General features: G+C 67.9%; 23 protein-coding genes and 1 tRNA gene. 11 read left to right on the plus strand and 13 right to left on the minus strand.

Going from position 1 to position 20,426, the window contains the following annotated elements; translation table 11 throughout:
- Positions 1–155: 155 nt before the first annotated feature.
- The 4 genes from mscL to ACJH6I_RS22660 all read right to left on the minus strand — a co-directional run bounded on the left by mscL (position 156) and on the right by ACJH6I_RS22660 (position 2,552).
- Positions 156–524: a large-conductance mechanosensitive channel protein MscL gene (gene mscL, locus ACJH6I_RS22645; protein ID WP_064859516.1), complete on the minus strand. Its 369-nt coding sequence runs from the start codon at positions 522–524 to the stop codon at positions 156–158.
- A gap of 141 nt (positions 525–665) precedes the next feature.
- The gene (locus tag ACJH6I_RS22650; protein WP_061003897.1) at positions 666–1,331 is read right to left on the minus strand and encodes an SAF domain-containing protein; all 666 of its coding nucleotides are present in this window, start codon (positions 1,329–1,331) and stop codon (positions 666–668) included.
- 63 nt (positions 1,332–1,394) lie between these two features.
- The gene (locus ACJH6I_RS22655; RefSeq protein ID WP_061003899.1) at positions 1,395–1,712 is read right to left on the minus strand and encodes an FmdB family zinc ribbon protein; all 318 of its coding nucleotides are present in this window, start codon (positions 1,710–1,712) and stop codon (positions 1,395–1,397) included.
- Between the two features lie 267 nt (positions 1,713–1,979).
- On the minus strand, positions 1,980–2,552 hold the full coding sequence (locus tag ACJH6I_RS22660) for a 5-formyltetrahydrofolate cyclo-ligase (RefSeq protein WP_064859513.1): 573 nt from the start codon (positions 2,550–2,552) through the stop codon (positions 1,980–1,982).
- A 159-nt stretch (positions 2,553–2,711) separates the two neighbouring features.
- On the opposite strand from ACJH6I_RS22660, the gene ACJH6I_RS22665 reads away from it, so the two are divergent.
- From ACJH6I_RS22665 to ACJH6I_RS22685, 5 genes are all read left to right on the plus strand, one after another.
- On the plus strand, positions 2,712–3,602 hold the full coding sequence (locus ACJH6I_RS22665; protein ID WP_406784555.1) for a UTP--glucose-1-phosphate uridylyltransferase: 891 nt from the start codon (positions 2,712–2,714) through the stop codon (positions 3,600–3,602).
- A gap of 86 nt (positions 3,603–3,688) precedes the next feature.
- Positions 3,689–4,927, plus strand: coding sequence for a gephyrin-like molybdotransferase Glp (glp, locus tag ACJH6I_RS22670; protein WP_133427929.1), 1,239 nt, complete (start codon positions 3,689–3,691; stop codon positions 4,925–4,927).
- Between the two features lie 3 nt (positions 4,928–4,930).
- Positions 4,931–5,584 carry a GNAT family N-acetyltransferase gene (locus tag ACJH6I_RS22675; protein ID WP_064859510.1) on the plus strand — a complete coding sequence of 218 codons (654 nt, stop codon included), beginning with the start codon at positions 4,931–4,933 and terminating at the stop codon, positions 5,582–5,584.
- Between the two features lie 194 nt (positions 5,585–5,778).
- On the plus strand, positions 5,779–6,990 hold the full coding sequence (gene glpR / locus ACJH6I_RS22680) for a gephyrin-like molybdotransferase receptor GlpR (RefSeq protein WP_166428158.1): 1,212 nt from the start codon (positions 5,779–5,781) through the stop codon (positions 6,988–6,990).
- Between the two features lie 51 nt (positions 6,991–7,041).
- Positions 7,042–7,114, plus strand: a tRNA-Ala gene (locus ACJH6I_RS22685).
- Positions 7,115–7,176: 62 nt separating this feature from the next.
- Here the strand turns inward: ACJH6I_RS22685 and ACJH6I_RS22690 are convergent.
- Complete coding sequence (locus ACJH6I_RS22690; RefSeq protein ID WP_064859508.1) at positions 7,177–7,734, minus strand: TetR/AcrR family transcriptional regulator; 558 nt, start codon at positions 7,732–7,734, stop codon at positions 7,177–7,179.
- 217 nt (positions 7,735–7,951) lie between these two features.
- Between ACJH6I_RS22690 and ACJH6I_RS22695 the strand changes: the two genes are divergently transcribed.
- Together ACJH6I_RS22695 and hchA are read left to right on the plus strand one after the other, a co-directional pair.
- The gene (locus ACJH6I_RS22695; protein ID WP_406784518.1) at positions 7,952–9,247 is read left to right on the plus strand and encodes a cytochrome P450; all 1,296 of its coding nucleotides are present in this window, start codon (positions 7,952–7,954) and stop codon (positions 9,245–9,247) included.
- Between the two features lie 96 nt (positions 9,248–9,343).
- Positions 9,344–10,219: a glyoxalase III HchA gene (hchA, locus tag ACJH6I_RS22700; protein ID WP_406784519.1), complete on the plus strand. Its 876-nt coding sequence runs from the start codon at positions 9,344–9,346 to the stop codon at positions 10,217–10,219.
- 14 nt (positions 10,220–10,233) lie between these two features.
- On the opposite strand, the gene ACJH6I_RS22705 is transcribed toward hchA, so the two are convergent.
- The 5 genes from ACJH6I_RS22705 to ACJH6I_RS22725 form a co-directional block, all read right to left on the minus strand.
- Entirely contained in the window at positions 10,234–11,481 is a 1,248-nt protein-coding gene (locus ACJH6I_RS22705) for an MgtC/SapB family protein (RefSeq protein ID WP_406784520.1), read from the minus strand.
- 14 nt (positions 11,482–11,495) lie between these two features.
- Positions 11,496–12,293 (minus strand): enoyl-CoA hydratase/isomerase family protein, encoded by a 798-nt coding sequence (locus ACJH6I_RS22710; protein ID WP_406784521.1) that lies wholly within the window; start codon positions 12,291–12,293, stop codon positions 11,496–11,498.
- Between the two features lie 87 nt (positions 12,294–12,380).
- On the minus strand, positions 12,381–13,295 hold the full coding sequence (locus tag ACJH6I_RS22715; RefSeq protein WP_293014893.1) for a lysophospholipid acyltransferase family protein: 915 nt from the start codon (positions 13,293–13,295) through the stop codon (positions 12,381–12,383).
- Between the two features lie 56 nt (positions 13,296–13,351).
- On the minus strand, positions 13,352–13,717 hold the full coding sequence (locus ACJH6I_RS22720; RefSeq protein ID WP_406784522.1) for a WhiB family transcriptional regulator: 366 nt from the start codon (positions 13,715–13,717) through the stop codon (positions 13,352–13,354).
- A 2-nt stretch (positions 13,718–13,719) separates the two neighbouring features.
- Positions 13,720–13,971, minus strand: coding sequence for a type B 50S ribosomal protein L31 (locus ACJH6I_RS22725; RefSeq protein ID WP_293014887.1), 252 nt, complete (start codon positions 13,969–13,971; stop codon positions 13,720–13,722).
- A 120-nt stretch (positions 13,972–14,091) separates the two neighbouring features.
- Here ACJH6I_RS22725 and ACJH6I_RS22730 point away from each other — a divergent pair, with 120 nt between their 5' ends.
- The gene (locus tag ACJH6I_RS22730) at positions 14,092–15,117 is read left to right on the plus strand and encodes a GNAT family N-acetyltransferase (protein WP_406784523.1); all 1,026 of its coding nucleotides are present in this window, start codon (positions 14,092–14,094) and stop codon (positions 15,115–15,117) included.
- The gene (locus ACJH6I_RS22735) at positions 15,117–15,953 is read left to right on the plus strand and encodes a shikimate 5-dehydrogenase (RefSeq protein WP_061007397.1); all 837 of its coding nucleotides are present in this window, start codon (positions 15,117–15,119) and stop codon (positions 15,951–15,953) included. Before ACJH6I_RS22730 ends, ACJH6I_RS22735 begins: the two co-directional genes overlap by 1 nt.
- A 12-nt stretch (positions 15,954–15,965) precedes the next feature.
- Here the strand turns inward: ACJH6I_RS22735 and ACJH6I_RS22740 are convergent, their stop codons facing one another.
- On the minus strand, positions 15,966–16,658 hold the full coding sequence (locus ACJH6I_RS22740) for an LpqN/LpqT family lipoprotein (RefSeq protein ID WP_061007396.1): 693 nt from the start codon (positions 16,656–16,658) through the stop codon (positions 15,966–15,968).
- Between the two features lie 148 nt (positions 16,659–16,806).
- Between ACJH6I_RS22740 and ACJH6I_RS22745 the strand changes: the two genes are divergently transcribed.
- Both ACJH6I_RS22745 and ACJH6I_RS22750 read left to right on the plus strand, forming a co-directional pair.
- Positions 16,807–17,481, plus strand: coding sequence for a DUF5642 family protein (locus ACJH6I_RS22745; RefSeq protein WP_064859500.1), 675 nt, complete (start codon positions 16,807–16,809; stop codon positions 17,479–17,481).
- Between the two features lie 10 nt (positions 17,482–17,491).
- Positions 17,492–18,151 (plus strand): DUF5642 family protein, encoded by a 660-nt coding sequence (locus ACJH6I_RS22750; RefSeq protein WP_212812891.1) that lies wholly within the window; start codon positions 17,492–17,494, stop codon positions 18,149–18,151.
- Here ACJH6I_RS22750 and ACJH6I_RS22755 read toward each other — a convergent pair whose 3' ends face one another.
- Together ACJH6I_RS22755 and ACJH6I_RS22760 are read right to left on the minus strand one after the other, a co-directional pair.
- On the minus strand, positions 18,152–18,763 hold the full coding sequence (locus ACJH6I_RS22755; RefSeq protein WP_060999285.1) for an alpha-ketoglutarate-dependent dioxygenase AlkB: 612 nt from the start codon (positions 18,761–18,763) through the stop codon (positions 18,152–18,154).
- A 101-nt stretch (positions 18,764–18,864) separates the two neighbouring features.
- The gene (locus ACJH6I_RS22760; protein ID WP_133427940.1) at positions 18,865–20,403 is read right to left on the minus strand and encodes a dolichyl-phosphate-mannose--protein mannosyltransferase; all 1,539 of its coding nucleotides are present in this window, start codon (positions 20,401–20,403) and stop codon (positions 18,865–18,867) included.
- Positions 20,404–20,426: the final 23 nt, after the last annotated feature.

Below are 20,426 nucleotides of genomic sequence, written 5' to 3' on the forward strand. Positions count from 1 at the left end.
CACCGTCAGACGGCGATCAACACACCGAAACGGAGGTCGCCTGAAACACCCCGATCCACAGGTATTGACAATTGCTCGGCCCTCGCGGCTTAAGCTCCCTACGTCAGGGTCCAACTTTCGGGGACCACTTCAGGCCGGGGGCTTTGTCGTATCCGCTACTTGTTGCCGAGCAGGTCGCGGATTTCCTTCAGAAGTTCGACTTCCTCCTTGATGGCGTCTTCCTTGGCCGCGCGGAACTTGCTGTACGGCAGCACAACCACGAAGTAGATGACGGCGGCCACCAGGACGAAGTTGATCGTCGCGCTCAAGACCGCGTTCAGGTCCATGTAGTTGTCGCCGAGCAGGTGGATCCGCAGGACCCCGTACGAGTGGTCGCCGCCGGCACCGATGCTGGAGATCAACGGCTGGATCACCTGGTCGGTGAACGCCTTCACCAGCGTGGTGAACGCGGCGCCGATCACGACGGCGACCGCCAGATCGACGATGTTCCCCTGTGCGAGAAACTCTTTGAAGCCCTTAAGCATGACTGCCCTCCCTGTGATACGGCCTGTACCCACGAACGGTAAGACCGACCTGAGCATCGTGCAGGAGTCGGCGGCCGGACGATCGCAACAGATGCGTACTGGTGACGAAATCGAAATCAGCCGTGCGGCAAATTTCGCGGATCAGTGCAGAGTGACGGTGATGGCCCGGTGCAGCGCCGCGCCCGCGACGACATTGGCGCTGTGCCGCGGCAGGGCGACGAGTACGACGCGTTCGTCGGCGCTCGTCGGTGACTTGCGCCGTTCGGACACCAGCACCACCCGCGCGTCGGTGGCGATCACCTCGGCCGGCGATTGATCGGCTGTCGTGCCGGCGTTCTCCGGTCCGGCCAGGACGTCGACCACGTCGCCTGCGCGCAGCAGGTCCGGGAGCGCGGCGTCCGCCAGATGCAGTGGTACCATGCGCGCGTCGGGCCCGGCGGCGGCGACGGTGAGCCGGGAACCGAGTATCCGCACGTCGGTGATGACCTCGCCGCGTCGCGCTGGGGCGGCCAGCGTCGAGCCGACGACGGCGCTGGATTCGCGCAGTGCGCCGTCGGGAATGCCTGGCGCGGAACGGGATTCGACGACGACGTCGTCTGCCGTCAAGGCTGAGCCGGGGGACAGGTCATGCGCGGCGACGACGACGGCGACCTGTCCGTCCGCGGGGTCCGGCCGAAATTCGATGACGGCCGCGAGGACCACCAACATCCCTGCGGCGGCGCGGCGCGCGGCCGTGGTCCTGGTCCAGTCGGGCCGCAGCTTGTGTGTCAGTCGGCCGATCAACGGCGCATCGAGCGAATCCCCCATGCCGTAACGGTAGGGATTCTGTGCGGGAAACACAGGCCGGAACGCTTCCGGCCTGTGGATAACTCAGTTGGACGCGGCGGCGGCCGGCGCGGCCGACTTCGTGCTGCTGCTCGACGAGGACGACGAGGACGACGAAGACGAGTCCGACGAGCTGGAGCTCGACTCGCTCTTTGCGGGAGCGGCCGCGGTGCTGGAGCTCTTCGAATCGCGGTTGTCGGTGCGGTAGAAGCCGCTGCCCTTGAAGACCACGCCGACGGAGCCGAACAGCTTGCGCAGCCGGCCGTGGCACTTCGGGCATTCGGTCAGCGCGTCATCGCTGAATGCCTGCACCGCGTCGAACCGGTTGTCGCACTCGGTACACGCGTAGGAATAGGTCGGCACGTAAACCTCCGAGGTCGTCAAACTTGTTAGCACTCTACCGGCTCAAGTGCCAAAACAGCTATTCGGTGCCGGGCATTCCCAGGCCGACAGGCCCGGTGGCCAGGTGGCAGGGGCAATCACGTCCGGGATGGCGGCGGGACACATAGCATTGTGCGCATGACTCGCATCATGACCAAGGGCGGCTGTGACAACCCGGACTGCACCTGTGAAAACTGCAACTGCGGATCGGGATGTACCTGCGGCAAGGACTGATCGTCTCCCTCAGCTTCAAACTCCCAGCGTGACCAGGCCCGCCCGCGGGGTCAGGGCATGCGTCATCGCGACGTCGTGCGGTTCGGCAGGTAGCGCCGGCAGCAGATCGTCGTCGTACACCACCGCCACGAGCAGCGCGTCCGCCGCGGCCAGCGAGAGCGACCGGTCGTAGAAGCCGGCGCCGCGGCCGAGGCGCACGCCCGCACGGTCGACGGCGAGCGCAGGGACCAGCACCACGCCGGCCTGCCGGATCGCATCGGGTGCAAGATGCGGCCCCGCCGGTTCGAGTAGTCCGAAGGACGCCTTCGTGAGATGCCCGGCGCGATACCAGCCCCAGCTCAGCGGGGCGTCGGGGTGCGTCACCGGCAACAACACCCGGGCACCGGCGTCGATCAGGGCGTCCAGCATCGCCGGCGAACCCGGTTCGGTGCCGATCGGGACATACGCGCACACCACGACGCCGGGGCTCACCAATTCGGGCGCCCGTCGCGCCAGCGCTTCGGCGTCCGCCTGCCTCTGCTCCGGCGTCAGGGCCCGCCGTCGATTCAGGATGGCGCTGCGCAGCTCACGCTTTCCCTCAGGGGTCACGGTTACCACCGTGTCATATTTGCTCGCCCGGTGTTGTACACCTGTCCAGGTAACGGCCACTTCGGCGTTGCCGCTGACCCCTGGAAGGTGCACCTTGGTAGGGCAGATCGAGGCATTGCCGTTATCGTGTGAACAATGACGACACAGACTTCAGTGCCGATGCCGCGTACCGCGGTGGTCCCGGCGGCTGGTCTGGGCACGCGTTTCCTGCCTGCCACCAAGACCGTGCCCAAGGAGTTGCTGCCGGTCGTCGACACCCCCGGCATCGAGCTGGTTGCTGCGGAAGCTGCCGACGCCGGCGGCGAGCGACTGGTCATCGTGACCTCGGAGGGCAAGGACGGCGTCGTTGCGCATTTCGTCGAGGACCTCATCCTCGAAGGAACGCTCGAGGCGCGCGGCAAGCACGTGGTGCTCGAGAAGGTGCGGCGCGCACCCGCATTGATCAAGGTGGAGTCGGTCGTGCAGGCCGAGCCCCTGGGCCTGGGCCACGCCGTCAGCTGCGTCGAGCCGGTGCTGCTGCCCGACGAGGATGCCATCGCGGTCCTGCTGCCCGACGATCTGGTGCTGCCGACCGGCGTGCTCGAGACCATGGCGAAGGTACGCGCCAAGCGTGGCGGCTCGGTGTTGTGCGCCATCGAGGTGCCCGAGGACGAGATCAGCGCCTACGGCGTGTTCGACGTCGAGACGGTGCCCGACGCGGCCAACCCGAATGTGCTGCGCGTCAAGGGCATGGTGGAGAAGCCGAAGGCCGAGGACGCCCCGTCGCCGTTCGCCGCGGCCGGTCGGTACATCCTGGACCGCGCCATCTTCGACGCGTTGCGGCGCGTGCAGAAGGGTGTCGGCGGCGAGATCCAGTTGACGGACGCCATCGCGCTCCTCATCGAGGACGGCCACCCCGTGCATGTGGTGGTGCACCGCGGGTCCCGACACGACCTGGGAAATCCCGGCGGCTACCTTAAAGCTGCGGTTGACTTTGCGTTGGAACGCGACGACTACGGCCCGGAATTGCGGCGTTGGTTGGTCGAGCGATTGGGTCTTGCCGAGCGCTGAGCGCCTGACACCGGCGGTACGGTTGGCCCGCACGTGCGCGAGCATGTGGTCAGCCACGGTGTGCGAGGTATGCAGAAAGGCGAGCTGTGCGTTCGGTTGAGGACCAGCAGGCCCGGGTTGCGGCTGCGGCGGTGGCACCGCGGCCGGTGCGGGTGGCGATAGCCGAAGCGCAGGGCCTGATGTGCGCCGAAGAGGTGGTCACCGAACGCCCGTTGCCCGGGTTCGATCAAGCCGCCATCGACGGCTATGCGGTGCGCAGCGTCGACGTCATTGGCGCGGATTCCGGCGGCGACGCCGACGTCACGCTGCCCGTGGTCTCGACCATCGCCGCCGGCGAACGAACCCCCACTCGCCTGCAGCCGCGGCAGGCCGCCCGGGTGCAGACCGGTGCGCCGATGCCCACGCTCGCCGACGCGGTGCTGCCGCTGCGCTGGACCGACGGCGGCGAATCGCGCGTGCGGGTCCTGCGCGGGGTGCGGTCCGGCGCCTACGTCCGTCGTACCGGGGACGACGTGCAGCCCGGCGACGTCGCGGTGCGTGCCGGCACCATCATCGGGCCGGCCCAGGTCGGACTCCTGGCGGCGGTGGGCCGCGAACGCGTGCTGGTCCACCCGCGGCCGCGGCTGACGGTCATCTCCGTCGGCGGCGAGCTCGTCGACATCTCCCGCACGCCCGGCAACGGCCAGGTCTATGACGTCAACTCCTATGCCTTGGCCGCCGCCGGGCGCGACGCCGGCGCCGAGGTGAACCGCGTCGGCATCGTGGATGCCGACCCCAAGACCCTGCGCGATGTGATCGAGGGCCAGCTGAGCCGGTCGGAAGTCGTGGTGATCGCGGGCGCTGTCGGCGGCGCGGCGGCCGAGGGCGTGCGCGCGGTGCTCGCCGAGCTGGGGGAGATGGAGGTCGCCCGGATCGCGATGCACCCCGGATCGGTGCAGGGTTTCGGCACGCTCGGCCGCGACGGCGTCCCGGTTTTCCTGCTGCCCGCGAACCCGGTGAGTGCGCTGGTGGTCTTCGAGGTGATGGTCCGTCCGTTGATCCGGATGTCGCTGGGCAAGCGGCAGCCGATGCGGCGCGTGGTGCCGGCCCGGACGCTGTCGCCCATCTCATCGGTGGTGGGGCGCAAGGGATTTCTGCGCGGGCAGCTCATGCGCGATCAGGACACCGGCGAATATCTGGTGCAGGCGCTGGGTGGGGCGCCGGGCGCGTCGCACCTGCTGGCCACCCTCGCCGAGGCGAACTGCCTGGTGATCGTGCCCACCGAGGCCGAGCAGATTCGCACGGGCGAATCGGTCGATGTGGCCTTTCTTGCGCAGCGCGGCTGATTCGTGAACCTGTTGCGTTCGAGTGCGATGCATCCGGGCTGGCCGCTGTCGGTTGGCCCGATCCGCGTGCGGGCCGGGGTGGTGCGACTGCGGCCCGTGCGGTTGCGCGACGGTCCGGTGTGGAGCCGGATGCGGCTGACGGACCGTGCCCACCTGGAACCCTGGGAGCCCGTCGGTGAGGTGGATTGGACTGCGCGCCATGCTGTTTCGTCATGGCCGGCGCTGTGCTCGGGGTTGCGGGCAGAGGCGCGGCGCGGCCGTATGCTGCCGTACGTCATCGAGTTGGACGGTGAGTTCTGCGGGCAGCTGACCATCGGCAACGTGACACACGGAGCGCTGCGGTCGGCGTGGATCGGCTACTGGGTGGCGCGTCAGTACACCGGCGGCGGGATCGCGACGGCCGCGCTGGCACTGGGCGTCGACCATGCCTTCGGGCCGGTCGGACTGCACCGGATCGAGGCGACCGTCCGCCCGGAAAACGGTCCGAGCCGGTCGGTGCTGGCACGGGTGGGGTTCCGCGAAGAGGGACTGCTGCAGCGCTACCTGGAAGTCGACGGGGCCTGGCGGGACCATCTGCTGGTCGCCATGACCGTGGAAGAGATGGCGCAGTCGGCGTCATCGGCGCTGGTCAGGGAGGGCCGTGCCACCTGGGTCTGAGGGATTTGTGCACGGTAGTCCGCGGTGGGCGCGGCAAATCGTGCACAAATCGCAAATGGGATTATGTTGCAGATGTGACATCTGTGACTGATGTGCTTGTAAGTAGCGAATTACAGGTGTGTAATTGACCCTGGCGCGTCGGCTTCGGATGCGCTGGTCACGGACCTAATCTGATGGGGAAAGGAGCCGGCGACATGCCAAGCATCCCCCAATCCCTACTGTGGATATCCCTCGTCGTGTTGTGGTTGTTCGTGTTGGTGCCGATGTTGATCAGCAAGCGCGAGAACGTCCGCCGGACGAGCGATGTCGCATTGGCGACCCGCGTGCTCAACACTGACGGCAACAGCCGGCTGCGGCGCCGCCGCAGTGGGCCCGCCGCAGGGCACTACAGCGACCCGCACTGGAAGCAGGACGACGATCTCAGCGCGTTCGAAGAGGACTTCGCGCGCAGCGATGCGACCACCGATTCGATCCCGGTCGCCGACCCCGAGGCTGATGCGCCGCGTTCGGTGGTGCTCGCCGACCAGGTCGTCGTCGAGGAATCGGAGTACCTCGACGTCGAGGTGGTCGAGATGGACTCCGGTGCGCTGCCGATCGGCGCCTCCGGGCGCATGAAAGCCGTTCCCGAGCCCGAAAGCCAGGAACAGCCAACGCTTTTCGACGACATCGCGACGCCGACCATGGCGATCCGGACCATCTCCGAGGCCGACTTCGACCCCGAGGAAGCGCTCACGGACGAGATGGCGGCGGCGCCCGAGGCTGAAGCCCTCTCGGAGGCCGAGCCGACCACCGACGTGCACGAGGCCATCGCGGCGGACGAGGAACCGGCCGCGGAAGCGCCCGAGCCCGAGCCCGAGCCCGCGCCTGCGGCCGAAGCCGAGGACGGCACCGAACACGACTACGAGTACGTCGACGACACGTCAGGCGTCGAAGCGGCCTCCGAAGCCGAGCCGAAGCTGGCCGATTCGATGTCCAAGGCGCGCCGCGTCCGCTACGAGTCGAAGGCCGCCGTCGCGGCCGCCGAACGCAAGTACCGCTTCCGCAGCCGGATGCTGTCCGTGATGGCGCTGGCGATCCTGTTCACCGGCATCGCCGCCTTCGCGCTGTCGCCCGGCATGTGGTGGCTGTGCGGCACGGTCAGCGTCATCTCCGTGCTGTACCTGGCGTACCTGCGCCGCCAGACCCGGATCGAGGAACAGCTGCGGCGCCGGCGCGCCCAGCGGATGATGCGGTCCCGGCACGGCGTCGAGAACACCCAGGACGAGGAGTTCGACGTCGTCCCCTCCCGCCTGCGCCGTCCGGGTGCCGTCGTCCTAGACATCGACGACGAGGATCCGATCTTCGAGCACCTGGAATATGCCCGGATGGCGCGCGACTATGACCTGCCCCGAGCGGCCGGTCAGTAACTCGGTTTTTATGTGGCGGACCGGTACTGGTAGCCTTTGCTTCCGGTACAAGGGGCTATAGCGCAGTTGGTAGCGCGTCTCGTTCGCATCGAGAAGGTCAGGGGTTCGATTCCCCTTAGCTCCACAGAGATTCAGATGGGGTCGGTGTCCACCGGCCCCATTTCTGTTTCCGGACCTGGCGGGAGTTCACTCGCTCAGGCCCAGTGTCACGGACGGCCCGGCGAAGCGCTTCACCAGTTCGTATTCGGCCTGTTTGTCCTTGAGCGGCCAGTACCACAGCGCGAATGTCACGCGGATCAGCCATTGTGCTGCCAGCGGGTCGTGGCGCCCGATCATCTCGTCGGCGAACTTGGCAACCAGAGGTGACGCGGTCACGGCCCCGCTGTCGTGATCGGGCCGGATATCACCCATGATGAGCTTTCCCAGCGGCTCGGCCCGCATGCAGTCCAGCGCGACGACGATGGCAGCCACGACGCGCTCGGTACCTTCCAGGCCGGTGATGGCCTCGCGGATGGAGCCGACGATTCGTTGGGCGAACAGCGATACGAGTCGCTCGAGGATGGCGGCCTTGCCACCGGCGCGGCGGTAGACGGTGGCCGGGGAACAGTGCAGTTCGGCGGCCACCGCTTCGACCGTGAACGCTTCGAAACCCTTGCGGGACACGAGTTCCGACGAGGCCGAGAGAATGCGGGCGAGCGCTTCGGTATTGCGGTCGGTGCCGAGCACCCAGTCATGTTGTGGCATGTGGTGGGGCCTCCTCGCGATAGGAGCAGAATCCGTTCTATCACCTTGAGACGTTCTGCGGTTTCTATCTCAGAGGTATGGGCTGGTCGGGAATCCCCGCGCGCTCGACCACCGGCGCCGTGCTGCTGGTGCGTCTTTCAACTTCGACGAGACGCATTGACCACCTGGGTGGCCGGCACGGACGCTGATCAGGTGGCAACCAGGAAGGTCCGCTGACATGACAGTCGCACAGGCGGTACGTGGCACCACCTCATTGCTGTCCCCGCTGCTGGCCGCCGGCCAGCTGAACGTCGCGGCGGCGGTGCGTGCCCGCCGCCTCGGCTACCGCAGCTGGACCGGCGCCATCAACACCGACTATGACCCGCTGGACCCGCAGACCGCCGCCCATCCGCACGAGGCGTACGCGGCCCTGCATCGGGGTGGGCGAGTGCACTACAGCCCGCAGCGGTCGACGTGGATTCTGCACCGGCTCGACGACGTCCGTGCCGCCCTGCGCGACACCGACCAGGTCACCAGCAGCCAAGGGGTGACGCGGATTCGGATGGTCGCCGACCTCGTCGTGGTGACCGACGGCGAGCAGCACAGCCGGCTGCGCAAGCAGGTGCAGCCGGCGTTCACCAAAGGCGCGCTGGACAGTTGGCGCGCCACCATCGATGGGCTCGCCGCGGATCTCGTCGGCGATCTCATCGCCGACCCGGGTGCGGACGCCGTACAGCGACTGACGGTCCCGCTGCCGCTGCGGGTCATCGCCGCGCTGCTCGGCGTCCCCGAGCGTGACATCGCCGAGTTCCGCCGATGGTCCGACGAGAGCACCCGGCTCATCAACTTCACCCCGACCGTCCCCGGTCTCGTCGACGCCGCGAAGTCGATGCGTGCCGCAATGGCGTTGCGCCGGTACTTCTTACGGCATCTGGCGGCAGGAGAGCTGAAGGGCTCGGACACGGTGCTGGGGCGGCTGCTCGCCCACAGCTCCGACGGCGCGTTGTCGGACGAGGCGCTGTTCCAGATCGCCATCCTGCTGCTGATCGCCGGCAACGAGACGACCACCAATCTGCTGGGCGGGATGCTCCACACCTATGCGCTGCACCCGGATCAGTACGACATGATCCGGGAGAACCCGGACCTGATCCCGCAGGCCATAGAGGAACATATCCGGTACACCAGTCCCATTCAGAACCTCTACCGCTACACCCGCGCGCCCTACCGGGTCGGCGACGTCACCATTCCGACGGGTTCACGCGTCCTCCTGTCGTTCGGCGCCGCGAACCGCGATCCGCTCGCATTCGATGACCCCGACGTTTTCCGCACGGACCGCAACCCACGGACCCATGTCGGTTTCGGCTTCGGGGCGCACCTGTGTCTGGGCGCGCCGCTGGCGCGGATGGAAGCGCATGCCGTCCTGCGTGAGCTCGTCAACCGCGTTTCGAGAGTGGCCATCACCGGACCGCCGACATGGTCCACCAACAGTTCGCTGCGCGGACCCACGCGACTTCCGGTCGTGCTTCACCCCTGACGCACTCCTTCGCCGAGATTTCGACGGTTCCGTGATCGCCGGGAAGTTCGTAGGCTGGCCTTGTCGTCGCAATTCCCGCCAAGGTCAGGACGTCTCGTGAGCGAATCCGAACTGAGCAAGTCCCCGACACCCGATCCGGCCGAGGACAACGCCTTCTTTCCCTCGGCGTACTCGTTGAGCCAATACACCTCGGACAGAACAGATTTCGGCGGCGTCAAACATGCCGGCGCCTATGCCGGCGGCCGGTGGAAGATTCTGATGATCGCCACCGACGAGCGCTATCTGCTGATGGACAACGGCACCATGTTCTCCACCGGGAACCACCCCGTGGAGATGCTGCTGCCGCTGCATCACCTGATGGCCGCGGGCTTCGACGTCGACGTCGCCACCATCACCGGAAACCCGGCGAAGCTGGAGCTGTGGGCGATGCCGGGCAAGGACGACGCCGTGCAGCAGACCTATGCCGACCTCAAGCCCAAACTCAAGGAGCCGCTGAATCTTCGTGAGGTGATCGTCGACAGGCTGGGACCCGATTCCGACTATCTGGCGGTATTCATCCCGGGTGGCCACGGCGCCGAGGTCGGTATCCCGTTCAGCCCCGAGGTCGGTCAGGTACTCAATTGGGCACTCGAGAACGACAGGTTCGTCATCACGCTGTGTCACGGTCCGGCCTGCCTGCTGGCGGCCGCGATCGGCAAGACGGAGTCACCGTTCAAGGGCTACCGCATCTGCGTTTTTCCCGATGCGCTCGACAAGGGGCCCAACAAGGAGATGGGTTACATACCCGGCGGGCTGCGGCTCTTCATCGGGGAGGCGCTGGAGGATCAGGGTCTCAAGGTCGTCAATGACCAGATGACCGGTCAGGTCCATCAGGACCGGCGGCTGCTCACCGGCGACAGTCCGCTGGCCTCGAACAACCTTGGTCTGCTCGCCGCGGACGCGTTGGTCGAGGCGGTGACTGCCGAGGCGTAGCCGCTGGTGACGGGCTACGTCATCGTCACGGCCAGGACAACGCCGAAAACCACGGCGGGTGCGGTCATCCCGGCGAGAAACCGGAGCCCGAACCGGCGACCGCCGGCCGTGAATGCCAGCACGGTCTTCACGATCAGGTTGGAGCCGAGTGCGGCCGCTATCGCGAGCAGCGCGGTGTCGACGGTGATATCGCCCTTGGCGGCGAGGCTGGCGGCGGCGACGGAACCGGCGTGCGCGTCGGCCAGACCCGCGGCGAACGCGGCGAGCACGGTGCCGCCGGCACCGAGCACGTCCGCGCCCCACCGCCCGACAAGCAGCGCGAGGGTGAGCACCGCGGCCAGGATCAACGCCGGACGTAGGGCGAACGGTCGGCTTGCGGCTTTCGCGCCGGTGTCCTGCTCTGGTGACGGATTGTCCTCGGCGAGACCGGCTCCGCGGTAGACGACCCCGGCGATCACCACCAGCACCAACGCGCCGGCGGCCACGGGTGGCCACAGGCGCTGGAGGACGTGGGAGTCGACCACGCCGATCACGATCAGCAGCTGGACGAAGGTGGCCAGGCTGGCCAGCAGAGCGCTGGCCAGGGGCGCACGCACGCTCGGTGTCGTGCGGCTGAGCCGGGCCATGGACGCCGTCGTCGCGGTCGCCGAGACGAAGCCGCCGGCGATAACGGTGATCAGCAGGCCGCGTTCCGGGCCGAGCGCACGAACCCCGATGTAGCCCACCCACCCGATGCCGGTGAGCAGGACGACGAGGAGCCAGACCTTCTCCGGATTCAGAATGCCGTACGGCCCCAGTCCGCGATCCGGCAGCAGCGGCAGGATCACGAACGCGACGACCAGAAACTTGATCGCGTCTTCCAGCTCGACCTCGGTCATGATGTCGCGGGCGAACCGGTGGATGCGGTTCTTCGAGACGAGCAGGCCCGCGACGACGACCGCGAGGGCCACCGCGAGTGCCGGACGCGAATAGGCAAGGGCGCCAAGGAGATATGCGACGAGTGCGGCTGTCGCGGTAGTCGTTCCCGAATCTTCCGCGCTGGTCCGGAGATAGGCCAGGGCGATGAGCGCGCCGACAGCCAGAAATCCGGCGACGACAGCCCACTGACTGAAACCGGCCGCGATCGCGCCGGCCAGCGATAGCAGCGCGAACGAACGGGAGCCGGCCGGGAGCTTGCGGGCATGGCTACGTTCGCGCTCCAGGCCGAGCAACAGCCCGATGGCGAGGGCGACGAGGAAGGGTTCGATCTGTTGCCAGGTCATTTCGGTCGCCGCGCCTACTGCGCCGACGGAAACCGGGGCGGCCGCTTCTCGCGCAGCGCCGTATACCCCTCGACCACGTCCGGCCCGAGGAACGTCAACATCTCGTAGGCGGCGGACTGGTCGAAGATCGGGCCGGCGTGGCGCAGCCAGTTGTTGAGTGCGCGCTTGGTGAGCCGGATCGCCTGCTGGGCGCCGGTGGCCAGCACGTCGGCCACCCGGAGCGCTTCGTCCAGAACCTGTTCGCGGGGAAGGGCTTTGGCGACCATGCCGATGCGCTCGGCTTCGACGCCGTCGATCATCTCACCTGTCATCAGGTAGTACTTGGCCTTGGCGGTCCCGGCCAGCAACGGCCAGATGATCGCGGCGTGATCGCCCGCGGCGACACCGAGTTTGACGTGGCCATCGCCGATCCTGGCGTCCTCGGCGATGATTGCCACATCGGCCAGCAGCGCGGCCACGGCACCCGCGCCGACCGCGACGCCGTTGATGGCCGACACGATCGGCTTGTCGCAGTTGATCATGTTGTAGACGAGGTCGCTCATCTCGCCGAGCATGTGCGAGACGCGGTCGTAGTCACCCGCCATGCGTTCGACCATGGCCAGATCTCCGCCGGCGCTGAAAGCCTTTCCCGCGCCGGTGATGACGGCCACCCGGGTGTCCGGATCGGCCGCGACGTCCTTCCAGATGTTGGCCAGCTCGGCATGCATGCCCTCGTCGGCGGCGTTGTACTTCTCCGGCCGGTCGAGGGTGATCAGCAGGACGCCGTTGTCGTGGCGCGTCAGGGACAACTGCTGGTAGTCGATGAATGCCATCTCGCGAAGCCTTTCTGCCGCATGCGGGTGCATGAAGCGCTGCGCCCGACGGCAACCCACGTTACGGTCTCCCGACCGCCGCCGTGGTCAGCCCACGCGGATGGCAGCCTCGGGTGGCTGAGCGGCCCGGGACCAGGCCAGGGGATTCAGGCCGCGGTACGGATCGCGGGCCCGGACTTCCTGGAGGTCGGACAAGATCTGTTCCAGCGCTTGCTGAGTCGCGGACTTGACGGTTTCGACCCACCGGGCGTGGTCGGTCGTGCCGGACGGCGCCGTGGTGCTGATCGGCGCGCCGAACTCCAGGTACATACGCTGCGGACGGGGGATCAGCGTCGGGCCGATGCCGCGCACCAGCGGCATCGCCATGTCGGACCGTCCGCCCAACCGCTCGCCGATGGACTGGCTCAGCCGGCCCAGTGTGCTGTCGCGCTGGAAGAGGGGCTCGTAGACGTCGTCGCTGCCGACCAGTCCGACCGGCACGATCGGGTAGCCGTTCTCGATGGCGACGCGGGCGAAACCGCTTCGCCCGTCCCATTTCAGCTGGTATTCCTCGCCCTTGAACTTGGGCATCTCGCGTCCGCCGCCAGGGAAGACCAGAACGGTCTCGTTGTGCCGCATCAGTTCTCGCGCCGTGTCGGGGTGGCCGACCACGCCGCCGTACGCGGCGACCAGGTCACCGCCGAAGCCCTTGGCCTGTGCCAGGCCGCGCTCGGCGAGCGGGCGCACCTGCACTCCGAGCTCGCGGCGGGTGTAATACGGCATCAGCAGGATCTCGGCGAAGCCGAACGCGGTGTGGTTGCCCACCAGCAGGAAACGGCCGTCGCGCGGCAGCCGGTCGAGGCCGGTGACGTACGGTCGATACAGGTCGATCAACGGTTCGAGGGCATCGCCGGTCGCGTCCAACACATTTCGCAGGGTTCGGACGCGTTGCGGCGGTTCCATGATGGCAGTGATCTCGTCGTCGGTGACGGTCGGCCGGCCTTGTGGCGGTCCGAATCCCATCGGTGCTCCCGTCGGTGTCGTGGTGTTGACACCAAGGTACCGAGAGTTTTGATAGATCAGCTAATAAAAGGCTGTGAACTTCGTATCGCAGCCCGCTCCTTCGGTGTCGTCGCACCCCAGATGCCGTAGGGCTCAACGGCTTCCAGGGCGTGGCCGAGGCAGGCGCGCAGTACCGGACAGTGCTGACAGATTTGTTTGGCGCGCTCTTCGTGGGCGACCCGCCGGGCGCCGCGATCGTCGTCGCCGGTGTAGAACACCTCGGCCGGCAGCCCGCGGCAACGGGCATGCAGCTGCCAGTCCCAGGTTGCGGTGGTGGCCGCACCCCGGGTGTGGGACCCGGGGCGCGGCCGGTGCCGGGTGGTGCGGGTCAGGCCCGGGGGAGAGGTGAATGTGTCGTCGTGGCAAGGAGATACCCGCGCCAAGGTCAGCGTCCGTACTTGCGGTTGAACTTCTCGACGCGGCCCGCGGTGTCCAGGATCTGCCTCTTGCCGGTCCACACCGGGTGTGAATCCGACGTGACGTCGACGACGATCAGGGGGTAGGTGTGAACCCCGTCGGCGGTCTGCCATTCGATGGTCCGCGAGCTCGTGGCGGTGGAGCGGGTCAGGAACGTGCGCCCCGTGGTGGCGTCCTGGAAGACGACGTGGTGGTAGTCGGGGTGAATGCCGGCCTTCATGGAACCTCCGTCGACCAAGTGAAAATCGTTTTCATTAAGACCTGGCCGACGATACCCGACGCCCGAGGGCTTGTCGAAAACAGTTTTCAATAGGGTGCGGTCTCAACGGCCCCACGCGGCATGCCGTCCGCCGGTAACGTTTCCTGCGTGCCGGAAGCAACGACGGATGAACTGGCTTCGTTGGGGTTCTTCGCGAGCTGCCGTCGGGAGGACCTCGACCGGCTGGCGCCCCTGCTGCGTCCGCTGACGGCCGAACCGGGCAAGGTTCTGATGACGCAGGGCGAAGTCGCGTCGTCGTTCATCCTGATCAGCGCCGGCAGCGTCCGGGTGACGCACACCGCTCCCGACGGCGAACTCGTCGTCCACAACATCGGCCCGGGCCTGATCGTCGGTGAGATCGCCCTGTTGCGCGGCGGCACGCGCAACGCCACGGTGCTGGTCACCGAGCCACTGGCCGGGTGGATCGGCGGACATGACGCGCTGACCGCCATGCTCGACGTGCCCTGTATGGCCGAGCGGCTGGTGCGCACGGCGCGGCAGCGGCTCGCGGAGTTCATCACGCCGCTTCCGGTGAAGCTGAGCGACGGCAGTCAGATGTACCTACGACCCGTGCTGCCGGGCGACAACCCGCGGGTGCGCCAGGGGCCCGTCCATTTTTCGACCGAGACCATCTACCGCCGGTTCCAGACGGCCTACCAGCCCAGTCCGGCGCTGATGGCCTACCTTTTCGAGGTCGACTACGTCGACCACTTCGTCTGGGTGCTGACCGACGGCGTCGACGGGCCGGACGGGCCGATGGTCGCCGACGCGAGATTCGTTCGGCTGCATGAGAATCCGACGGTCGCCGAGGTGGCCTTCATGGTCGGTGACGACTATCAGGGCCGGGGCATCGGCACCTTTCTGATGGACGCGCTGGTACCCGCGGCCCGGGGCTCGGGCGTCGAGCGGTTCGCCGCGCGGGTGCTGTCCGACAACTTCCCGATGCGCAAGATCCTCGAGCATTACGGCGCCACCTGGGAGCGCGACGACCGCAACATGATCGTCACCGAATTCGACGTCCCGAAACCGGAGCAATTGTCGTTGTCGCACAAGCAGTATCGCGAAATCCACAGGTTGGCGCAGCAAGTGATCAAGGCGGTCGGCTGATGACGGAATCGCTGTACTCGCGGCGGCCGCTGCTGAACAAGGACACCGCGGTGTGCATCTCGCTGGCGGCCCGGCCCAGCAACATCGGTACGCGTTTCCACAACTACCTCTACGACGAACTGGGCCTCGACTTCGTCTACAAGGCCTTCACCACAACCGACATCGCCGCGGCGATCGGCGGCGTCCGGGCCCTCGGAATCCGCGGCTGCTCGGTGTCCATGCCGTTCAAAGAAGACGTCATCGCACTCGTCGACGAGTTGGAAGAGTCGGCGCGCGTGATCAATTCGGTGAACACGATCGTCAACGACGCGGGCCGGCTGACGGCCTGTAACACCGACTACCTGGCCATCGCCCGGCTCATCGACGAGTACCGCCTGGATCCGGCCGCGTCGCTGCTCATCCGCGGTAGCGGTGGCATGGCCAGCGCGGTGGCGGCGGCGTTCCGGGACAAGGGATTCGAGGCGGGCACCATCGTGGCCCGCAACCCGGACACCGGCGGCCGGCTGGCCGACCGGCTCGGGTACCGCTATGCGGCCGACGCGTCAGGCGGCGCGGACATCGTCGTCAACGTCACCCCGATCGGGATGGCTGGTGGCGCCGAAGCCGACGACCTGTCCTTCGCTCCGGACGTTATTGCCAAGGCGCGCACCGTGTTCGACGTGGTCGCACTGCCGTCGGAGACCCCGCTGGTCCGGGCGGCGCGCGCGGCCGGGGTGCCGGTGATCACCGGCGCCGAGGTCATCGCCCTGCAGGCCGCTGAACAGTTCGAACGGTATACCGGGGTGCGGCCGACCGCCGAGCAGGTGGCCGCGGCATCGGCCTTCTCGCGCGCCTGACCGCAGTCGCCCTCAGGGCACGGTGATCGTCATCGACTTGTCGATCGCTGCCGTCGCATCCATCAGCGGCGCGATGGTCTCCTTGGTGCCGCTGGCATTGATCTGCAGAACGATCACGCCGTCCTTGGTGGGGATGGCCGCCGTCTTCTGGGCCATCAACCGGTCCTTGCCGTCCTGGTTGTACGTGCCGCCGACCTGACACGCCTTGAACCCGGCGAGCTTGGCCTCGCAGTTGGTGCCGGCGTCCTGCCAGTTGTGCAGGTTCTGTAGCTCGCCGGGCGCGTACTGCAACACCTCGTCGGCATTGGCGCCGGGCAACTTCGAGACCAGCACGATGATGGTCGGCGGGTCGGCCTTCATCGCCGGGTCGTCGAATTTGCTTGCGCTCCAAGCCCATTTCGGCGTCAGCGGACCGGCGTCCACCCAGCCCTGGGGGAGCGGCATGGTCAGCGTCGGGGCGCCGGGATCGCCGGGGTGCAGCTGCTGCTCGGTGATGTTCTTCTCGTGCAGGTAGTCCCGGATGGTCTTCTTCGGAACCGCCGGCGCGCTCGGTGCCGCGGAGGTCGGTGCCGCCGCGGCGCTGCTGCTCGCGGCGCTGCTCGATGTCGACGACGGCGCCGGCTTCGAATCCGAGTTGCAGGCACTCGCGCCCAGCGCAGTCACAGTCACGGCCAGCGCAACGCCGGCAACCCTCATCGGCAACATTTCCGTCTCCTGTCGTCGGTTGCAGACTACGGGGCGGACGAAGCCGCTTGGGTCAGCTTCCGGCGCAACGCCGTGTCCGCAAAAGTCGTACCGGCGTGGCGCCGGGCATCGGCCGAGTTCGGCGCGTTCGCCGTGCTATCAACAGCAAATGCGCGCACTCGCGTCGTCGGCAGCGGTCCTGCTGTGCGCCGCGTGCGGGTCGACGACCCCGCCCACGCGGCCCACCACCCCGGCGGCCGCGAAACCCGCCGATCCTGCCGCGATCGGCCGGATGCGCCAACACCTCCCCAAAAACCTACAGGGCTACGAGTTCGGGGCGTTGCCGGCGCCCGCTGTCCCGACAACCTTCTGGGGCATGTCCGCGGGGTCGGCCGCCGACCCGCCGGACTGCGCAGCGCTGATGGCCGCACCGGCCGACGGTGTTCGTGGCTGGTCGGCATCGGGACCCGGTGGCATCGTGTACGCGACCGCAGCGCCGGCCGTCGCCCCGGCGCCCGACCTCGTCGGCGACTGCCACAGCTGGACGTTGAGCACCGACCGGGCGCGCGCGGCCGTCGACCTCACCGACGCGCCCCAGGTCGCCGACGCCCGCACGCTGGACCTGACGGCGCACATCACCACGAGCGTCGAGAACGGTGCGCAAACCCATTCGCAGGCAACGACTCTGATCGCGTACGTCGACACACTGGCGGTTTCGGTGACCATGGTGACCGACCCGGGTGCCGTCGCGCCGCCGCTGCCCGCCGAACTCCCGGCGACATTGTTGGACGCGGCGGTGCGGTCGGTGCGGGGCATCCCGGCCGCCGACGGGTTGGCCCGGTAGATTCGCCACAATGCGCAGAACGGTGCTCGCGGTGGCCTCCGCCGGTCTGGTGGCGGCATGCACGTCCCACTCCCAGGTGGTGGTCGCCGACCCCGACATCACCAAAATCCTTGATCTGAAGGGCACTTTCGGGCCGGATTACCAGGTCAAGACCGTCGCGCCGACGGGCATCGACCCGCGCGCGTTCGCCCCGCAGACCCTGCCGCCGGGCCTGAAATTCGAGCCACCGGACTGCGCGAAATTCGCCTCCGGCATGGCCGTCTCCCCAGGTGCCAAGGGCAACATGACCGCCGTCACCGCGGAAGGGCAGGGCAACCGGTTCGTCATCCTGGCGGTGGAGACGTCCGAGCCGATCGCGCCGGCGGATCCGGGCGACGGCTGCAAGAAGGTCGCCTTCTCCGGCGCCGGGGTGCGGGGCCTGGTCGAAGAGGTGCCGGCCCCGCCCATCGACGGGGTGAAGACGCTGGGCACCCACCGCATTCTCGAGACGGTGGCGGCCGGCAAGCCGGCTGCCGGTCAGCTCTACAACTACGTCGGCGGTTTCGGCAGATTCCTGGTGATCGTCACCGCCAACTCGCTCGTCGAGCCGGACAAGCCCGTCGTCCCGGTGAACACGCAGAAGGCCACGGAGCTGCTGACCAAGTCGGTCACCGCGGTGCGGGGCCAGTAGTCAGCGCACGTTGCGCGGCCGGAACTGGATGCTGATCCGCGGCCCCGTGGGGCGGGCGGTCTTGGGCACCGCGTGCTCCCAGGTGCGCTGGCACGACCCGCCCATGACGAGCAGGTCGCCGTGCCCCTGAGGCAGCCGGACGCTGGTGCGTCTGCCGTCTGCGCCCGTGGTGCGGGGACGCAGCGCGAAAACCCTTGTCGCGCCGAGGCTCAGCACCGCGACCATGGTGTCCTCGGTGCTGCTGCGCCCGATGGTGTCGCCGTGCCAGGCGACGCTGTCGTTGCCGTCCCGGTACAGGCACAGGCCGACGGTGGTGAACGGCTCGCCGAGCTCGTGGGCGTAGGCGTCGTTGAGCCGGACCCGCAGCCGCGCCAGCCCGGGATGCGGCGCCCGGTCCTGCGCGAGGTCGTGGAAGCTGACGAGACGCGGCACATCGAGCACCTTGTCGTACATCTGGCGCTGCTCGGCACGCCAGGGAATGGCGGTCAGCAGCTCGTCGAAAAGCGTGTCGGCGCCCGTCAGCCAGCCGGCGCGGACGTCGACCCAGGCGCCGTCACCGAGCCAGCGCCGTTCGGCATGGTCGAACAGCGAACCCTGAACCGCCAAGGACACCCCGCGATCCTATCGCACAGGCGTTCGATGTGTCGGAACCGTTCCGTTGACTCCGCGGTGGCGGCGTTCGCCACTCGCGCTCTTGCGCACCAGACGCAGGGTCAACGCCAGGACGGGAGGACGATCTCCAGGTTCCAGGTGGCCGGCGAGATCGGCAGGCCGGTCAGGATCGGGTACATCCAGGCGAAGTTGGTGATCACCAGCGCCACGTAGAAGCACACGACCAGCAGCCCGAGTGTTCGTCGTTCCGGTTCCGTCGATCTCGGATACAGGATGTCGCCGAGGATCAGCGTGATCAGGATGATCAGGAACGGCGCCATCGGCGTTGCGTAGAAGAAGTACATCTGCCGGTCGATGTCGGCGAACCACGGCAGGTAACCCGCGGCGTAGCCGGTCAGCGCGGCGGCGTACCGCCAGTCGCGTTTGACGAACGTCCGCCACACCGCCCACGCCAGCACCGGCACCGCGATGAACCACATGGCCGGCGTGCCGGCCAGCATGACGGCCTTGACGCACGACTGTGCGCCGCAGCCCGGCACATTGTTGTTGTCGATGGCGTACAGCACCGGACGCAGCGACATCGGCCACGTCCACGGCTTGGATTCCCAGGGGTGGTGATTGCCCGCGGCGTTGGTCAGCCCGGAGTGGAAGCGGTAGACGTCGTGCGTGTAGTACCAGAGCGAGCGCAGCGTCGCGAACGGCCCGTCGCCGATGTTCCGGCCCTCCATGTGCCGGTCGATCGCGGTCTCCGACGCGAACCACGGCGCGTACGACGCCAGGTACACCCCGACCGGGATCAACGTCAGCGCCCACACCCCCGGGGCGACATCGCGGCGCAGTGTGCCCAGCCAGGGCCGCTGTACGCGATACGCGCGCCGGGCCGCGACGTCGAACGCGACGGTCAGCAGGCCGAAGAACACCATGTAATAGAGGCCCGACCACTTCACCGCCAACGCGAGCCCCAGCAGGACGCCGGCACCGAACCGCCACCACCGGACGCCGAGCCGGGGGCCCCACACCGTCTCGTTGATCCGGCCTTCGGTCATCGCGACGTGCATCCGAGCGCGCACCTGGTCGCGGTCCACGATGAGCGCGCCGAACGCCGCCACGATGAACACGGCCTGGTAGACGTCGAGCAGCGCGGTGCGGGCCGAGACGAAGCTGACGCCGTCCGCGATGATCAGCAGCCCGGCGATGCCGCCCAGCAGCGTCGAGCGCGTCATGCGCCGCGCGATCCGCGCCACCAGCAGCACCAGGATGACGCCGCACACCGCGCCGGAGAACCGCCAGCCGACGCCGTTGTAGCCGAAGATCCATTCGCCGATGGCCATCAGCTGTTTGGCGACCGGCGGGTGCACCACCAGGCCGTAGCCGGGGTTGTCCTCGACGCCGTTGTTGTGCAGCACCTGCCAGGCCTGCGGCGCGTAGTGCTTCTCGTCGAAGATCGGGGTGCCCGCGTCGGTCGGGGAGCCCAGGTTCAGGAACCGGGTGATGACGGCCAGCGCGGTGATCACCGCGGTCATGGTCCAGCCGCGCAGCCGGTCGGTAGGGCCGAAATCGGCGGCAGGCGTCAGTGGCGCCGGACTGATCACGGGGACCTCGCGCTCGGCGTCGGAGGCGTCGAGGGCGGGGGCGGTCACGTCAGCGAGCTTAGGCTGTCCGG

This window comes from Mycobacterium sp. SMC-13, assembly GCF_045311035.1.
Classification (GTDB): domain Bacteria; phylum Actinomycetota; class Actinomycetes; order Mycobacteriales; family Mycobacteriaceae; genus Mycobacterium.

Coding starts and splice junctions, on each gene's coding strand:
- mscL (WP_064859516.1), bottom strand. CDS start 524: ATGCTTAAGGGCTTCAAAGAGTTTCTCGCACAGGGGAACATCGTCGAT.
- ACJH6I_RS22650 (WP_061003897.1), bottom strand. CDS start 1,331: ATGGGGGATTCGCTCGATGCGCCGTTGATCGGCCGACTGACACACAAG.
- ACJH6I_RS22665 (WP_406784555.1), top strand. CDS start 2,712: ATGCCGCGTACCGCGGTGGTCCCGGCGGCTGGTCTGGGCACGCGTTTC.
- glpR (WP_166428158.1), top strand. CDS start 5,779: ATGCCAAGCATCCCCCAATCCCTACTGTGGATATCCCTCGTCGTGTTG.
- ACJH6I_RS22690 (WP_064859508.1), bottom strand. CDS start 7,734: ATGCCACAACATGACTGGGTGCTCGGCACCGACCGCAATACCGAAGCG.
- ACJH6I_RS22695 (WP_406784518.1), top strand. CDS start 7,952: ATGACAGTCGCACAGGCGGTACGTGGCACCACCTCATTGCTGTCCCCG.
- ACJH6I_RS22705 (WP_406784520.1), bottom strand. CDS start 11,481: ATGACCTGGCAACAGATCGAACCCTTCCTCGTCGCCCTCGCCATCGGG.
- ACJH6I_RS22710 (WP_406784521.1), bottom strand. CDS start 12,293: ATGGCATTCATCGACTACCAGCAGTTGTCCCTGACGCGCCACGACAAC.
- ACJH6I_RS22715 (WP_293014893.1), bottom strand. CDS start 13,295: ATGGGATTCGGACCGCCACAAGGCCGGCCGACCGTCACCGACGACGAG.
- ACJH6I_RS22725 (WP_293014887.1), bottom strand. CDS start 13,971: ATGAAGGCCGGCATTCACCCCGACTACCACCACGTCGTCTTCCAGGAC.
- ACJH6I_RS22730 (WP_406784523.1), top strand. CDS start 14,092: ATGCCGTCCGCCGGTAACGTTTCCTGCGTGCCGGAAGCAACGACGGAT.
- ACJH6I_RS22735 (WP_061007397.1), top strand. CDS start 15,117: ATGACGGAATCGCTGTACTCGCGGCGGCCGCTGCTGAACAAGGACACC.
- ACJH6I_RS22740 (WP_061007396.1), bottom strand. CDS start 16,658: ATGTTGCCGATGAGGGTTGCCGGCGTTGCGCTGGCCGTGACTGTGACT.
- ACJH6I_RS22745 (WP_064859500.1), top strand. CDS start 16,807: ATGCGCGCACTCGCGTCGTCGGCAGCGGTCCTGCTGTGCGCCGCGTGC.
- ACJH6I_RS22750 (WP_212812891.1), top strand. CDS start 17,492: ATGCGCAGAACGGTGCTCGCGGTGGCCTCCGCCGGTCTGGTGGCGGCA.